This window comes from Jiella endophytica, assembly GCF_004519335.1.
In the GTDB taxonomy this organism is placed as follows: Bacteria; Pseudomonadota; Alphaproteobacteria; order Rhizobiales; family Rhizobiaceae; genus Jiella; species Jiella endophytica.
Window position 1 is genome coordinate 1,019,364 of the sequence record NZ_SOZD01000001.1, and the last position, 15,458, is coordinate 1,034,821.

Annotated in this window: 16 protein-coding genes; 4 read left to right on the top strand and 12 right to left on the bottom strand. The window is 67.1% G+C overall.

From position 1 onward, the window contains the following. The first annotated feature begins 62 nt into the window (after positions 1–62). Both E3C22_RS24875 and E3C22_RS04750 read left to right on the top strand, forming a co-directional pair. Entirely contained in the window at positions 63–1,871 is a 1,809-nt protein-coding gene (locus E3C22_RS24875) for a methyl-accepting chemotaxis protein (RefSeq protein WP_134760696.1), read from the top strand. Between the two features lie 38 nt (positions 1,872–1,909). After that, positions 1,910–2,398 carry a chemotaxis protein CheW gene (locus E3C22_RS04750; RefSeq protein ID WP_134760698.1) on the top strand — a complete coding sequence of 163 codons (489 nt, stop codon included), beginning with the start codon at positions 1,910–1,912 and terminating at the stop codon, positions 2,396–2,398. A 64-nt stretch (positions 2,399–2,462) separates the two neighbouring features. Here E3C22_RS04750 and E3C22_RS04755 read toward each other — a convergent pair whose 3' ends face one another. The 3 genes from E3C22_RS04755 to E3C22_RS04765 form a co-directional block, all read right to left on the bottom strand. Further along, positions 2,463–3,209 carry an SDR family oxidoreductase gene (locus E3C22_RS04755; protein WP_134760699.1) on the bottom strand — a complete coding sequence of 249 codons (747 nt, stop codon included), beginning with the start codon at positions 3,207–3,209 and terminating at the stop codon, positions 2,463–2,465. Positions 3,210–3,342: 133 nt separating this feature from the next. After that, positions 3,343–4,212 (bottom strand): C40 family peptidase, encoded by an 870-nt coding sequence (locus E3C22_RS04760; RefSeq protein ID WP_134760701.1) that lies wholly within the window; start codon positions 4,210–4,212, stop codon positions 3,343–3,345. 36 nt (positions 4,213–4,248) lie between these two features. Further along, entirely contained in the window at positions 4,249–5,661 is a 1,413-nt protein-coding gene (locus E3C22_RS04765) for a leucyl aminopeptidase family protein (RefSeq protein WP_134760943.1), read from the bottom strand. Between the two features lie 254 nt (positions 5,662–5,915). Between E3C22_RS04765 and E3C22_RS04770 the strand changes: the two genes are divergently transcribed. Beyond that, a complete protein-coding gene (locus E3C22_RS04770; protein ID WP_134760703.1) occupies positions 5,916–6,728 on the top strand; it encodes a tetratricopeptide repeat protein in 813 nt (270 codons plus the stop codon). Positions 6,729–6,781: 53 nt separating this feature from the next. Here the strand turns inward: E3C22_RS04770 and E3C22_RS04775 are convergent, their stop codons facing one another. From E3C22_RS04775 to E3C22_RS04815, 9 genes are all read right to left on the bottom strand, one after another. Next, on the bottom strand, positions 6,782–7,162 hold the full coding sequence (locus tag E3C22_RS04775) for a DUF2934 domain-containing protein (RefSeq protein WP_167591633.1): 381 nt from the start codon (positions 7,160–7,162) through the stop codon (positions 6,782–6,784). 573 nt (positions 7,163–7,735) lie between these two features. Then, positions 7,736–8,413, bottom strand: a complete 678-nt coding sequence (gph, locus tag E3C22_RS04780) for a phosphoglycolate phosphatase (RefSeq protein ID WP_134760707.1) — start codon at positions 8,411–8,413, stop codon at positions 7,736–7,738. Next, entirely contained in the window at positions 8,413–8,970 is a 558-nt protein-coding gene (locus E3C22_RS04785) for a thioredoxin family protein (RefSeq protein WP_134760709.1), read from the bottom strand. The genes gph and E3C22_RS04785 overlap by 1 nt, the downstream gene beginning before the upstream one ends. Positions 8,971–9,067: 97 nt before the next feature. Then, entirely contained in the window at positions 9,068–9,274 is a 207-nt protein-coding gene (locus E3C22_RS04790; RefSeq protein ID WP_134760711.1) for a hypothetical protein, read from the bottom strand. 165 nt (positions 9,275–9,439) lie between these two features. Next, positions 9,440–10,249: a formylmethanofuran dehydrogenase subunit C gene (locus tag E3C22_RS04795; RefSeq protein ID WP_134760713.1), complete on the bottom strand. Its 810-nt coding sequence runs from the start codon at positions 10,247–10,249 to the stop codon at positions 9,440–9,442. Continuing rightward, a complete protein-coding gene (gene fhcD, locus E3C22_RS04800) occupies positions 10,246–11,145 on the bottom strand; it encodes a formylmethanofuran--tetrahydromethanopterin N-formyltransferase (protein WP_134760944.1) in 900 nt (299 codons plus the stop codon). The genes E3C22_RS04795 and fhcD overlap by 4 nt, the downstream gene beginning before the upstream one ends. Positions 11,146–11,153: 8 nt before the next feature. Then, positions 11,154–12,794 (bottom strand): formylmethanofuran dehydrogenase subunit A, encoded by a 1,641-nt coding sequence (locus tag E3C22_RS04805; RefSeq protein ID WP_134760715.1) that lies wholly within the window; start codon positions 12,792–12,794, stop codon positions 11,154–11,156. Between the two features lie 31 nt (positions 12,795–12,825). Then, positions 12,826–13,938, bottom strand: coding sequence for a molybdopterin-binding domain-containing protein (locus E3C22_RS04810; RefSeq protein WP_134760717.1), 1,113 nt, complete (start codon positions 13,936–13,938; stop codon positions 12,826–12,828). A 73-nt stretch (positions 13,939–14,011) separates the two neighbouring features. Beyond that, a complete protein-coding gene (locus E3C22_RS04815) occupies positions 14,012–14,383 on the bottom strand; it encodes a 4a-hydroxytetrahydrobiopterin dehydratase (protein WP_134760719.1) in 372 nt (123 codons plus the stop codon). Positions 14,384–14,455: 72 nt separating this feature from the next. Here E3C22_RS04815 and E3C22_RS04820 point away from each other — a divergent pair, with 72 nt between their 5' ends. After that, a complete protein-coding gene (locus tag E3C22_RS04820) occupies positions 14,456–15,439 on the top strand; it encodes a beta-ribofuranosylaminobenzene 5'-phosphate synthase family protein (RefSeq protein WP_342635615.1) in 984 nt (327 codons plus the stop codon). The last annotated feature ends 19 nt before the right edge of the window (positions 15,440–15,458 follow it).

The following is a 15,458-nucleotide window of genomic DNA, read 5'->3' on the forward strand; positions in this document are numbered from 1 at the left end:
GTCATTCTTGCGGCGTTTTTGCAGCAACCCGGCCTTTCAGTCCAGTATTCAGGGTCCCCCACATGAAATCTCTCCTCGGCGGCGGCAGGGCGGATGCGCTCGATCTGCTCAAATCCATCGGCCAGACGTCGATCGTCATCGACTTCGACCCGGATGGCCGGGTCCTTTCGGCCAATGACCTGTTCTTCGACCGTTTCGGACACGGGCAGACGGTCGGCCTGACGCTTGCGGAGCTGCATCGCGAGACCTTCGCCGACGCAGCGAAGCTCTCGGCCTTTCTCGCAGGCCTTCGATCCGGCGAGGTCCAGCGCACGGAGGTCGGCCTCACCCGCGAGTCCGGCGAGGACGTCAGGCTGCAGGCGAATTTCTACCCGGTCCGAAATGCGCGAGGCCGATTCTACAAGTTCACCGAGATCTTCGACGAGGGCTGCGGCAATCGGTCGCGCATCGCCGAGATGAGCGGCAAGCTCGCGGCGATCTCGCGGTTTCAGGCGGTCCTCGAATTTTCGCCGGACGGCATGATCCTCGACGCCAACGACAATGCGCTGAACCTTCTCGGCTACGATCGCTCGGAGGTGGTCGGTCGCCACCACCGCGAACTCGTCGAACCCTCGCTCGCCGCCAGCGAGGAGTATCAGGAGTTCTGGAAGAAGCTCGGCCGGGGCGAGTTCGTCGCAGGCGAGTTCAGACGCATCGCCAAGGGCGGCAAGCTCGTCCATATGCAGGCGTCCTACAATCCCGTGCACGATGCCGAAGGCCGTGTCCTGAAGATCGTCAAGTTCGCAACCGACGTCACCGACCGTGTGGGCGCCGTCTGCGAGATCGGCCAGGGCTTGGGCCGGCTTGCGAAGGGGGATCTCAGCCGGCGGATCGAGCACGACTTCGGCGCCTGCCTCGAGCCGATCCGGATCGATTTCAACCAGTCGCTCGACACCCTCGAAGCGGCTCTGCTGCGGGTCGGTGAAAGTGCCGCGACGATCGGCACAGCGGTCGACGAGATGCGCACGGCCTCCGACGAACTCGCCGAGCGCACGGAATCCCAGGCCGCGTCGGTGGAAGAGACTGCCGCAGCCGTCGCAGAGCTTGCCGGCAACGTCCAGTCCTCCGCGGCAAATGCCGAGGAGGCGGCGCTGGTGGTCACCAAGGCCAAGGTCGGGGCCGAGCGCTCCGGCGAGATCGTCCGCAAGGCGATCGCCTCGATGAGCGCGATCGAGCAGTCCTCGCAGCAGATCACCTCGATCATCGCGGTGATCGACGAGATCGCCTTCCAGACAAACCTCCTCGCCCTCAATGCCGGCGTCGAGGCAGCCCGCGCTGGGGAAGCCGGCAAGGGCTTTGCGGTTGTCGCCCAGGAGGTGCGCGAACTCGCCCAGCGCTCCGCCACCGCCGCCAAGGAGATCAAGACGCTGATCACCGCCTCTTCCGAACAGGTGCAGGGCGGCGTCGCGCTGGTCGGCGAGACCGGCGAGGCCCTCGCCGAGATCGTCGGCGAGGTGCAGGTTATCGACGAGAAGATCCGTGCCATCGTCGGGACGGCGAGGCAGCAGGCGACTGGCCTTGCCGAGATCAGCCGGGCGGTCGGCTCCATCGACCGCAGCACCCAGCAGAATGCGACGATGGTCGAGGAAGCCACCGCCGCCTGCCACAATCTCGGCACCGAGACCTACCGGCTGCGCGAGCTTCTCGGCACGTTCCGGCTTTCCGCCGCGGGCGAGTCCGCCGGATATGCCAGCGCAGCCACGCCGACCGCAGCGGGAAGGCCCGCCCTCGTCCTCGCCTCCAGCCAAGGGTCAGCGAAAGGCGCTAGGACTTCGCCTGCCCGCAATCTCATCCACGACGTCGCCAACGCCTTCGGCACGTCGAAGAGCTGAGCGCTGGCCATCGTTCAATCATCTGACGGACAGATTTCATGAGCACAGCCGAGGCAGCCGCAGTCCAGGCCCAGACGACGCACGATCCGATCGAGATCATCGCCTTCTATCTCGGCGAGCAGCAGTTCTGCGTCCGCACCACGTCGATCCGCGAGATCCGCGGCTTCGCCAAGTCGACGCCGCTGCCGCACGCCTCGCCCGAAGTGATGGGGATGATGAACCTGCGCGGCGCGGTGATCCCGGTGATCAACACCGCCCGCAAGCTCGGCCTCGGCCGCTCCGAGCCGACCGAGCGCAGCGCCATCGTCGTTGCCGAACTCGGCGGCACGATCTTCGGCCTGATGGTCGACCGGGTCTCCGACATACTCACCGTCGGGTCGGAAGTGATCCAGCCGGTGCCCGAGATGAGCTCCGGCTTCGATCGCAGCTTCGTCGAGGGGATCATCCCGCAGAACGGCGACATGATCTGTTTCCTGAACCTGGAACGGATGTTCCCGGAGCCGCAGAAGAGCGACTTCTTCGCCTGATCGACGGCAACGGAACGGGGATGCCGTGCCGCCGCGCGGCATTCCTTGTCGTTGTTGCGACGGCTCAGCCGCGGCCGACGAAGGGCATCTGGTTGGCCATCACGGTCATCGTCAGAACGTTGGCGTCGAGCGGCAGGCTGGCCATGTAGGACACCGCCCGGGCAATGTGACCGGCGTCGATCGTCGGCTCCGGCTTCTTCGATCCGTCCGCCTGCGTGACGCCGCCGGACATCTTGGCGGTCATGTCGCTCGCCGCATTGCCGATGTCGATCTGGCCGACGGCGATGTCGAACATCCGGCCGTCCAGCGAGGCCGACTTGGTGAGCCCGGTGATGGCGTGCTTGGTGGCGGTATAGGGCGCCGAATTCGGCCGCGGCGTCGTCGCAGAGATCGAACCGTTGTTGATGATCCGCCCGCCGCGCGGGGTCTGCGCCTTCATGATGCGGAAAGCTTCCTGGATGCAGAAGAACGAGCCGGTGAGGTTGGCGCCGACGGCCTTGTTCCACTCCTCGGCGGGGAGTTCCTCCAGCGGCACCGAGGGCGAGAACACGCCGGCATTGTTGACGAGGAGGTCGAGCCGGCCGAATGTCTTCTCGACGGTGGCAAACAGCGCGGCGACGGCGGCCCGGTCCGATACGTCGCAGGCGACGGCATGGACGGCATTCGCGTCGATCTCCTTGGCCGATTCCTGAAGCACGCTCTCGCGCCGGCCGGTGATCACCACCTGAAAGCCGTCGCCGACCAGCGCCTTGGTGATCGCCTTGCCGACGCCGGTTCCACCGCCGGTCACCACTGCGATTTTCTCAGACATGTCTTTCCCTCCCTGCGGCGCTCCAAAGACAAACGCGAAAGCGCCATCAGGCCGGTTTAGACGATGATCCAATACAAGCCAACGCCGGCCCGGCCCGCCAGCCGGTAGAGGCCGGATGCCGGGCGTGCGGGCCTCATCCGGCGCGCAGCCTGCGGATGCTGGTCACCTGAACACCCTTCGCCGACAGCCGTTCGACCGTTGCCTGCAGGGGCTCGACCGCCGTCATCATGTGATGGGCGTTGGCATGGAGCAGCCGCTGGCCGTCGAGCATGATCCCGACATGGCCCTTCCAGAAGACGAGGTCGCCGCGCTGCAGCCCCTCGATGCCGGCGAGCCGGGTGCCGAGGTCTCGCTCCTGGCAGTCTGTGTCGCGCGGCGCGGCGATGCCGGCCATCCCGAGCGCCAGTTGGACGAGGCCGGAACAGTCGATGCCGAGCGCGCTCTTGCCGCCCCACAGGTAGGGCACGCCGAGAAACCGTTCGGCGACCGCGACGAAATCCGCCTGCAGCTCCTCCAGCGGCGCCAGATGCTGGCGGACGACGAAGCCGCCGGAAGCGATCGCGGCATAGCGGGCGTTGTGGTCGCTCGCCTCGCCGGTCACTGCGACGAGCGCGCCCATCGGCAGGGCGGCGATCGGCGGCCGCTTGATATCCGGGTCGGGGAAGACCAGCGTGCGCGGCGCTGAGACACGGGCCGTCGGCGGTGGAGCGTCGTAAGGGCCGAGCGCCTCGGCCGGAAGATAGCCGACATAGGAATCAGCTTCGGCCTGGACCCAGCACCAGCCAGCGGAGCCTTCCTCGAAGACCCGGACACGCTCGCCGAGGAGCAGTTCCGTATCGAGCGGCGCGTCCGTCTGCGGCCGGCGCCTCAAGGGCGCGAGCGGCGTCGTGACCCGGCGGACAGATCCTTCGACGAAGCGCTCGGCCTCCACCCGGCCCTTCAGCCGTGCATCGGCAAGGTCCGGCCGAAACGCATTGAGCCGAGGATCAAGGCTGTCGCTCATGCTGGCCCTCCCAGGATCAGCTCCACCCGCCGCTGGTCAGGACCGGCCACCATAACGCTGCTTCATCACGTCGTAGATCGCGCGGATCGCCTGTGCCTCGCCGCCGACCGGGCCGGTCGGCGAGGGCTTCGGCCGCCAGCCATAGACGTCGAAATGCGCCCAGGTTTTGGCCTTCTCGACGAAGCCTTCGAGGAACAGCGCAGCGGTGATCGAGCCGGCGAAACCGTCGCTGGTGACGTTGTTGATGTCGGCAATCTTGGACGCAAGGTTCTCGGCATAGGGCTGCCAGAGCGGCAGCTGCCAGACCGGATCTGCCACGGCGATTGAAGCCGCGGCAAGGCGCGCCGCGAAGTCGGCGTCGGCGGTGTAGAAGGGCGGCACGTCCGGCCCGAGGGCGACGCGCGCCGCGCCGGTCAGCGTCGCCATGTCGACCATCAGCTCCGGGCTCTCCTCGTCGGCAAGCGCCAGCGCGTCGGCGAGCACCAGACGACCCTCGGCGTCGGTATTGCCGATCTCGACGGTCTTGCCCTTGCGGCTCGGCAACACGTCGCCGGGGCGGAAGGCGGAGGCGGAGATCGAGTTCTCGACGGCGGGGATCAGTACCCTGAGGCGGACGGCGAGGCCGCTCGCCATGACCAGGCGGGCAAGGCCGAGGACGTTGGCGGCGCCGCCCATGTCCTTCTTCATCAGGAGCATCGACGAGGACGGCTTGATGTCGAGGCCGCCGGTGTCGAAGCAGACGCCCTTGCCGACCAGCGTCACCTTCGGCGCGTCCACCCTGCCCCAGGTAAAGTCGATCAGCCGCGGCGCGCTGGCGCTGGCCCGGCCGACGGCGTGGATCATCGGAAAATTCATTTCAAGGAGATCGTCAGCGGTGATGACGGAAATGTCCGCGCCGAACTCCTTGGCCAGAGCGCGCGCGGCGTGCTCGAGCTCGGCGGGGCCGAGATCGTTGGTCGGCGTGTTGATGAGATCGCGCGTCAGAAACACCGCGTCAGCGATGCGGTTCGCCTCCTCGATATCGGCGCCGTCGCCGGCGAAGACCTCCGCATGCGCCTCGTCCGGGCTTTCCTCCCCGCCGGCCTTGTAGCGCGAGAAGCGATAGCCGCCGAGGCGCATGGCGAGCGCCCGGAGCGTCGCATCGCCGGCCGAGCCGTCTGCCTCGATGCTCCACGCCCCGGCCGGGAGCTTGCCGGCCAGCGCGCCGAACTGCAGGGCCGTCGCAGCCTCATGGGCGGCGTTCTTTGCCCGCGAGCCGAGGCCGAGATAGGCCGCCGTCGCATCGCCCTCGGGGCCCGGGACCACCAGCACCGACCCAGCGCCGCCGGTAAAGCGCATCGCCTCGGCCCATTTGCGCGCCGCCCCGGCAAGACCGTCGACGCCGTTCGCATGAACCGCGCGGACGGGCCGCGCATCGGCAGCGGGGCGAGACGTCAGGGTGATCGGCATGGTGAACTCCGTGATTCGCGACAAGCGGTCGCCCTTCGGGCGTCTCCTCTTTTAAGCCGTCCGGCTGCGGCAACACAAAGGCCCGCGCAAAACCTCGGCAGACACCCGCGACCGCGGGCCTCGAGACGGCCTTCGACGCGCGACCCAAAGGCCGCGATTAACCTCGCGTTAGGGTTAACGAAATACTTTCATCCGCGACGACGCCCCGCGCCAGGGGTCGCGACGACAGCTCTTTTCAGGTGGAGATCTCCCCCATGGCCACCCACACCGCCCGCCCGGCACGAAATTTCAGGCGCGCCGCCGCAGGCGCCGCGATCCTCGCGCTGCTCGCCGTTCAGGGCTGCGCCTCGGTTTCGGGCGAGACGACGGGTTCGGTGCAGCGGGCCGGCGGCCCCACCGTCGCGGCGATGCCGGCCTCGCAGCTGCAGGGCGCGGTCAGTACCTACGGCGCGGCCTATGAGAAGAGCCCCAAGGACAAGGCCACCGGCCTTTCCTATGCGGCGGTGCTGCAGATGGCGGGGCGGAACGACCAGTCGCTGGCGGTCATGCAGCAGGTGGCCATCGCCCATCCGAAGGACCGCGACGTCCTTTCCGCCTATGGCAAGGCCCTCGCCGCCGCCGGCAACCTGCCGAAGGCGCTGGAGACGGTCCGCCGGGCGCAGACCCCCGACCAGCCCGACTGGGGGCTCCTTTCCGCCGAGGGCGCCATCCTCGACCAGATGGGCCAGTCCGACCAGGCCCGGGTGCTCTATCGCAAGGCCCTGGAAATCCGGCCGAACGAATCGACCGTGCTGTCCAATCTCGGCATGTCCTACGTTCTCACCAACGACCTGAAATCTGCCGAGCAATATCTGCGGCAGGCGGCGCAGCTGCCGGGCGGCGACAGCCGTGTGCGTCAGAACCTCGCGCTGGTGGTGGGTCTGCAGGGCCGGTTCGACGAGGCGAAGCAAATCGCCAGCGCCGAACTTCCGGCCGACCAGGCGAGCGCGAACGTCGCCTATCTGCAGCAGATGCTGTCCCAGCAAAATACCTGGTCGATGCTGAAGGACAAGGACAAGCGCGGCTGAAAGCCGCGCGGCCAGTTCGAGCGTCGGAGCCCTGCCCCGCCTTCAGAGAAGCGTCAGACCCGGCCTGAGCCGGAGAGCCGCGAGGCGGCAATTACGGCCTCGTGGGGCCTGAACGCATCGCCGAACGTCCGACGCCGGCGCGGCATCATCCTCGCGCGGTCGTCGCGAACTTCGTTGGTGAAGAGTTCACCAGAAAACGGCTCAGGGGTCCAGAGCGCTTGGCGAAGCCGCTCGACCTCCGAAAGCGCCGGCGCATAAGCCTCAGAATCGATGGCATTCACACCGCGGTTGCGAGGCTCGGCAGGATGCAGCGCGGCATAGATCTTGTTCGCCTGCGCCCAGTGCTCGTGTTCCCGGCCGCTCGGGCAGCCTTCCTGTTCCCAGATCTGATAAGCCAAAGCCCGGATTTCAGCCGCATCGTCGACCTTCGGCATCGATTTCCTCCTCATCACCCGCCTGACGGCGGATACCGCATCAAGACTATCTGAGGGAATCCCGCGGCGCCGATTTGGTTGCGCCGCAACGAGGCTGAACTGAGTTTATCTTGGTGGGGACCTAAGGATTTTTTAAGGCAAAGCCGCTTGCTCGAAACGCGCGTCTGCGCCTCGAAAGCCACGAATCATTCCTACGCCTCTCTGACAGCGATCAGCGCCTCACGCGCCCAGCGCATAGGCCGCGGCGACGACCACCGCCCACAGGCCGATCGTCGCCAGCAGGATCACGTCCTCCGCCCGTCGGTATGTCATCATTCCAGGCTGTTCTCCCGCCGGTTTCCGGCAACAAGTCGAGCCGCATCCAAGAACAAACCTAGATCATTGAAATGAAAGTCAAATGCCGCGCCGACGGCTGCAGCACCGGCCCGAAAATCAGAACCGATTTTCTCAAAAGCACGATGCGTCGGATCAAAGAGATTGCGCGCCGCATCGCACCGATCCGCTGCGGGATGACGCAGGAGATATCCGCGAGAGGCGGCGGCGATGCTTGTCGATCGACAGGACTTGGCGCGATCAGCGCAGCGCCTCGAACATCGCCTGGACGCCGGAGAGGCTGTCGACAGCGCCGTCCGCACCGAGCTGCTCGGGAGACAGCGTCGTGTAGCCGCCGATGACCACGACTACCTTGATGCCGGCAGCCTGCGCCGCCTTCACGTCGTTTTCGCTGTCGCCGACGAAGAGCACGTCGGCCGGCTCGAGCCCGAGCGTTTCGCAGGCGAGGAAAAGCAGCCCCGGCTCCGGCTTCTTGGCCGGCCCGGCATCGCCGCCGACGACAACGTCCATCAAGTCGCTGAGGCCGAAATGCCGGAGGATCTGGCCGGTCGCCTCCCCGGGCTTGTTAGTGACGACACCGATCGCCCGCCCCTCCGCCTTGAGGCTTCGGGTCACCTCGCTGGCGCGCGAATAGAGGGTGGTGAGTTCGGTGCTGCGCGGCTCGTAGATCTTCAGGAAGCGCTCGACGATCCTGTCGCGCACCGCCGGGTCGAGTTCCTTGTCGAGGGCCGCATAGGCCCGCTCGATCAGCTTCGGCACTCCCCCGCCGATCATCCGCGTGACCGCTTCGAGGGTGAAGGGCGGTTCGCCGTAGCTCTCGAGGGTCTCGTTGAGCGCCGCGTGGAGGTCGGGCGCGGAATCGACGAGCGTCCCGTCGAGATCGAAAAGCACCGCCTTCGGCCAGTCGTCAGCAGCCATCAGGCGGCGTCCTTCCATTTGATCGAACAGCCGATCGAGGGAATCTGCTCGCGCGGCCCCTCGCCCGTTTCGGCCACCATCCGCATCGCCTCGAAGAGGTCGCGTTCGGTTTCCTCGGATGCCTGCCTCTTGCGCGAGGCGTCGAGGCGGCCGCGATATTGCAGCTTCAGATCACGGTCGAAGCCGAAGAAGTCCGGCGTGCAGACGGCGCCATAGTGCTGCGCGACCGTCTGCTCCTCGTCGTGGAGATAGGGGAAGGGAAAGCGATGGGCCTCGGCGAAACGCTGCATGTTCTGAAAGGAATCCTCCGGATAGGCCGCCGCATCGTTGGAGGAGATCGCCACCGTGCCGATGCCGATTCCGGAAAGGTCACGGGCATCGCGCACCAGCCTGCCGATCACCGCCTTCACATAGGGACAGTGATTGCAGATGAAAGCAATCAGCAGGCCGTTGTCGCCGCGGCATTCGAAAAGGCGGTGGGTCTTGCCGTCGACACCCGGCAGTTCGGCGTCGAGGGCCGGCCAGCCGAAGGCGCAGACGGGTGGTTGCGCGGCCATGGTGACCTCCCATTCTCATCCGAAACCGGACGCGATTATGGGGCACTGGGGACGGCGGGGGAAGCCGCATCGAGACAGCTGGCCGGTTCAGCTCCGCTCAGACCGGGTTCTTGCGCTGCTGCGGCCATTCACAGCGCCATTTCGTCACCTTCCACTTGGGGTGATCGCCGGCCCATTGCGCCACATAGGGCGAGGACAGCATCATGCATTGCGCGCTGGTGGCCCGGGCCTGATAGGTCAGGCGTTCTTCCTTGCAGTTCGCCGGGCTGGCGATCAGGCAGACGGTCATGACGAGATCGATCATCGGACGGAATCTCTCCTGCGGGCGTGCCCACCGCGGTCGGATGATATTCGTCGAGGATAGGGCGCCGGATGCCGGCCGGCTGCGGCGGCCCCCTGCGACAAATCGGCCCGCAGCCATCCCTCGCCGTCACCATCGGCCCTGACGCAGCGGCTCTTTCGGGGCCGGTCAGAGCGGCAGAAAGATCTCGCCGAGCCCCAGCACTGCCGTGTCGCCGCCGTACCGGCGCATCGGCTGGCGCCCGAAGGGCACGCTGCCGACCTCGCCCGCAGCAAATGTCCGGGACATCACGGAAAGGATGAGGATATCGGCCGGGCCATTGTCGAGAAAGGTCGGAGCGAGGTGCTCGACGCCGCCGCAGAGAAACAGCGTGCCGCGCTTCATCAGCCGCCCGGGGGTTCCCGCCGCCCTGCCCTGAATAATGAGAGTGCCGGCGATCATCCGGCTGCCGGCGTCGGGCCCGGCGTCGCCGGCAATCGAGATGACGCCGCGGCGCATCCGGTCCCCGGCCCGCGCCCCGGCGTTGCCCCCGACTATCAGCGTGCCGCCCTTCTGCCCCATCATCTCGCCGGCGAGCGGCCCGCCGAGACGATCGCCGGCGTTCCCGGCGATCCTGACGACACCGCCCTCCATCGCCGAACCGGCATGGTCGCCGGCCGAGCCGGAGACGACAATCCTGCCGCCCTTCAGCATGCGGCCGAGGCGCATGCCGGCATCGCCCTGGACAAAAATCTCGCCGGCTTCCATCGCCTCGCCGATTCGGTCGAAGCGCGGTGATCCACCTTCGAAGCGGATCGTTGCCGGGTCATCCCCGGAAACCTCGAAGATGTCGCCCACCGTGACGCCCAGGCGGCTGGTGCCGACCTTCAGCCCGGCGATGTCGGCAGCCGAGAGCCCCGCCAGCTGCGCAGGAACGAGCGGCGAGAGATCCAGCCTCTCCTCGGGCTCGGCCTTTTTCCGGAAGGTCAGCCCGGTCATGGCAAGAGATCCTTCAGATGGAAGTGATGGGGTCCGAGATTGCCGCCATAGTTGCCGGCGCCGATCCTCAGCGCGCCTTCCTGCGGCCCGAGATCCGTCACCGCCTTGATGCCGACGCGCATGGCGTCGGCGACCGCCGCCGAGGACAGCCCGTCGATGACGATCTCGAGCACCGAGCCGATCTCCGGGCCGAGTTCGGATTTCGTGACGCCCTTCAGCGTCGGGCAGTAGGCGTCGTTGGTCGAGGCCATCATGCCCTTGTACTTGCCGCCGACCTTCGAGCCGGAACGCACGATGCCGCCCGGAAACGGCATGATGACGTCCGGCACCCGCCGCATCGCCTCGATCGCGGCTTCCGAGGCGGCGAGCGCCTGCGCCGTGGTGCCGGCCATCAGCAGGAGGTTGCCGCCACCGACGCCATCCGTGGTGACCCCGGTCTTCGCCTCGCAGAGGAACTCTCCCTCCATCACCGGCATGCGCCAGAAGTGCTTGTCCTCGAACTTCTTGGAGATCTGCCAGCCATCGGCGAAGTAGCGGATCGCCGAGCCGAGATCGATCGTCGCCTCGGCGTCGAGATCGGCATAGCAGGCCGAGGTCGGGCTGGTCAGGATGCACTGGCCGAGGCGGGTGGTGACCTGCTTCTCCAGTCCGCCGGCGTCGAAGGAGAAAAACAGGACGCGCACGCCCGGCCGCCCGTCGCGGGTCTCGTCCGGTGCGAGCAACCGGTCGACGCCGCCCTCGCAGCCGCAGGCAATCACCGATGTCGCAAAGCCCGTCATCGAACGGGCGGCTTCCAGCGCCCATTTCTCGTTGATCGCGGTGATCTGGATCGCCGTCCCGGCCATCGGGAAGGCCTCGGCGAAGCTGTCGTCGATGGATACCCCGTTCACCACCATCGTGTCGTTCACGCCCGGCATGGCACCACCTGAAACGGATCCTCGCGGCCGATGGCGCCCTCCGGCACCTCGAACCAGCGCGATTTCAGCCCGTATCTGTCGTCGAAATAGCGGTCGAGCCGCGTCTTCATCGCCTTGTCCGGCTCCGGCCTCAGGGTCAGCGCCCGGCCGAAGCGGCGCTTGACGACCGTGCCGTCCTTCACGACGACATCGCCGTCCTTGAGAACATAGGCGGCCCTGGCGAACATCGCCGCCTTGTCCTCGCCCGGCCGGTAGACCGAAATGTCGGCGACGGCGCCGGCGCCGAGATGGCCGCGATCGACGGTGCCGAGCAGCCGCGCCGGCGCGGCTCTGGTCATCGTGGCGATCTCGGCGAGCGTGTACTCGCGCTCAATCTCGGGAAGCGAGGTCATCCGCACCGCCGCCTTCGGCAGCGCGTCGAGCCACTTCGCCCGGACATTGCGGTCCATCAGCAGCGCAAAGATATCCGGATAGCTTGTGAAGGGCGCGCCGTTCGGATGGTCGGTGGTGAAGAACACCCGCGAAGGATCCTCGATCAGGAGGAAGAGCTCCAGCCCGATCGCCCATTGCAGAGCGTTGTAGTAGCTCTTCTGCCGGTAATCCATCGGCACGACGCCGCCGCCATTCGCCTCGTGGTCGAAGATGATGCTCTTCTTCGGGCTCGCCTGCCCGCGCCCGGCGAACTGGCGAAGCTCGTCGGAGGAGATCGTCACCGTCTGGCCGAACATCACCTGGCCGATGTCGACGGTGATTTCGGGGGTGGAGTTGACGAGTTCGGCAAGATCGCGCCCTTGGGACGAGAAGCGGCGCTTGCCGTCGGTGCCGTAGCCGTAGAACTGGATGTGGGCGAGGTGCATCGGGTCGCCCTCGGCGGCGCGGATCGTCGCGGCGATCGAATCCGACGAGGCGCCCGGCACGCCGAGATTGTTGCAGTGGACATGCAGCGGGTGCGGAATGCCGAGGGCCTTCACCGCCTTCTGCAGCGTCTTGACGATCTGCCGCGAGGAGACGCCATAATCCGGCACGACGTCGTCGAAGTCGAACTTCCGGACATTCTCCTTGAAGGCCGCCGAACCGCCGGCATTGATGCACTTGACGCCGAGCGCCCGGCTGGAGGCGACGGTCCAGGAGACGTAGTCGGCGATAGCCGCATCGCTTTCGCCGTCGCGGATCATCGACATCAACAGGTCGTCATTGCCGAGAACGACGAGCGTCGCCTTGTCGATGATCGGCGTGTCGGCGAGTTCCAGATGGGCGTGCAGCGCGCTCGATGGCGCCATCGCCGGCTCGACCACCGTCGTGAAACCCATCTCGGCGTATCGAAGCCCGGTCTCCTCGGTCGTCCAGCCGACCTTGGAAAGCGCCGTTTCGCCGGGTCTTGCGGAGAAGGCCCGGTGCCATTCCGGCAAGAGTAGCCGGGCGGTGTTCACGTGGCCGCCGGCGATGTGGGAATGGATGTCGATCGCCCCGGCCATGACGACGAGGCCACGGCAGTCGATGGTTTCGTCGGCCGTTCGTCCGTCGCCAGGCGGGTCGACGACGACGCCGTCCTCGACGAAGACGTCGCCCTCCCCATCCCGGCCATTGGCCGGATCGACGACATGGCCGTCCTTCAGCCGTGTCAGCATGTCGGATGTTCCTCCCCCCGGCCGCGCTGGTTCAGGCCGCTTCGGCAGCAGTCCCGCCGAGCGTTCCTGCCAGCGCATCGAGTGTCTCGGCCGCCGTCGGCAGCCCGCTTTGGTTTTTCCCAGTGACGCCGACGAAACTGCCGAACCGCGGCTCGTAGAGAACGCCGTCATGGTCGCGGCCAGCCGCCGCCACCTTGAAGACGACCTTCGCGGCAGACGGGCCGGCCGGATCGTCAGCGATTACGATCGTCGGCCGCGCGAAACCGGAAACCGCAGATGTCTCGCCGGCAAGCGCGTCGACGAGGACGACGAGATCCGCTTCCCCTTCGTCGGACAGCTGCCGTTCGGTCGAATACAGCTGCGCGTCGTGCTCGGCCGCCCCACGTCCGAAGGAAACCCGCAAGGGAAAGCCGCTGGTCCATGTGGCGACCAGCGCTGCGCCCATCGCGTCCGGCCATTCGACCACCGGCAGCGTGCTCACCCGTGCCATGTCGTTGAGGTCGCCTGCAAGACCGAGGATCATTTCGGTGCCGATCTCGCCGAATTCGGCCGGCGAAAAGACGATCGCGGCAAAGCCGGCTTCGCCGAGGAACGCGGCCAGCGTCTCCACCGCGCCGGCGCCGACGGGACCTTCTGCCACCCTGCGGCCGGCGAGTTTCGCCCGGACCATGCCGAGAACGTCGACGACATCCTTGCTGGCGCAGTCGAGATGGCTGATGTCGGAGCCCGGATCGATCGCCACGGCCTGGCGGGACAAGGCGAGGAAGCGCCTGCCGGACTTTCGCGTTTCGACCCCGAGGTCCGGCTTCGTCTCGGCAAGCAATTTCAGAACATCGGCGCCGACGCGCCCGGCATCGTCACCGACGATCAGCACCCGGTCGGCGCGCCGGCGCATCTCGGCGGGCGCTGCGAGAAAGGCGCCCGCGTCCCGCGCCGCGGAAATCAAGCCGTAGATGCTCGAGGATGCGCCATGATCGACGATGGCGCCGGCTTGGCGCGCCAGCGCGAGAGCTGCGCGAAGCCCGGAGACGTCGGTGCGCAGCCCGCAGATGAAGGGTTGGCGCGCCTTGGCGAAGAGATCACCCGCAACGCGCAGGGCCTCGTCCCGCGTCGCCGGCTTGCCGTCAATCCACGCAATCTCCAAGACGTCTCGCTTTCTGTGCCCAGCGACAAGGTACCGCCCCTGCCGGGAAGGTCAATTCATCGCCTACGGCGTCTCACGACTTGTCGTATTTGATATAGGCAAAGCGCGGATCGTCCGGCGTTCCGGACAAAGGGCCGTCCTCCTTGCCCGGCTGCCACATCACCATCTCCTCGATCTTCTTGGCCAGCGCGAAGTCCGAATCGGTGATGCCTTTCGCCGCATGGTTCATCAGCCGCACCTCGACCCAGGCGTAGGACGCCGTGATGTCGGGATGGTGGAAGGCCGCCTCGGCGAGATGGCCGACCGCGTTGATCACCATCAGCGTGCCCTTCCAGCTGTTGGTCTTGTAGGTCCGGCGGATCCAGCCATCCTCGAGCCGCCATGTCGGCAGCTCGCTCTTCAGGCGTTCCTCGACCTCGGCGTCGGAATAGGTCTTGGCAGCCATCGAATTTCTCCCTTGCCCCGCTGTCGTGACCCACAATAATAGGACAGGGCACCGCGAAGGCAGGATATTTTCTTGATCGACGACGTCGTCACCGTCTCGGCACCCGCCCGCCTGCATCTGGGCTTCCTCGACCCGGGGGGATCGCTCGGCCGCCGGTTCGGCGGGATCGGGCTGGCCCTCGCCGCACCCCGCACGACCGTCGGCATCCGGCGCGCCGCCAGCGATACGATAAACGGTGCCAGTACCCGCCGTGTTCGCGACCATCTCGAACGCCTGCGCGGGGCGCTCGACTTGAAATCGGCCTATGCGATCAGCGTCGAATCGGCGATGCCGGCGCATGCGGGCCTTGGCTCCGGCACGCAGCTGGCGCTGGCGCTCGCCTGCGGCCTGAGGCGGCTCGAAGGCCTCGAACTCGATCCCGAGGCAGACGCCGCACTGCTCGGCCGCGGCAACCGCTCCGGCCTCGGCGTCGCCTTCGTCACCGGCGGCGGCGTCGCCGTCGATGGCGGCAAGGGCACGTCCGACCTGCCGCCGCCGCTGATCGCGCGGCTCGCCTTTCCCGAGACCTGGCGCGTCATCCTGGTCATGGACCCGCGCCAGGAAGGCTTTCACGGCCCCGCCGAACTCGAAGCCTTTGCCACACTCCCGCCCTTTGCCGAAAAGGACGCCGCGCGGATCTGCCAGCTGGTGCTGCTGCGCGCCCTGCCCGGTCTCGCCGAGCAGGACCTTTCCGCCTTCGGCGGCGCCATCACCGAGATCCAGCAGATGGTCGGCGCGCATTTCGCCTCCGCGCAGGGCGGCGTCTTCACCAGCGGCAAGGTCGCGGCAGCCTGCGAATGGCTGGCGGCGAACGGCGCCCACGGCATCGGCCAGAGTTCCTGGGGCCCGACCGGCTTTGCCTTCGCCGCGACCGACGAAGAGGCGATCCAGCTGGTCGAAGGCGTGACGCAAGCGGGCCTTGCCGAAGACCTCGACCTCCTCATCGTCGAAGGCCGCAATCGCGGCATCGAGATCAGCCGCACCGCCAGCCTCTCGCGGCGGCTCGGCACCGGCTGAGGCCTTTCGCAGCTGGAGC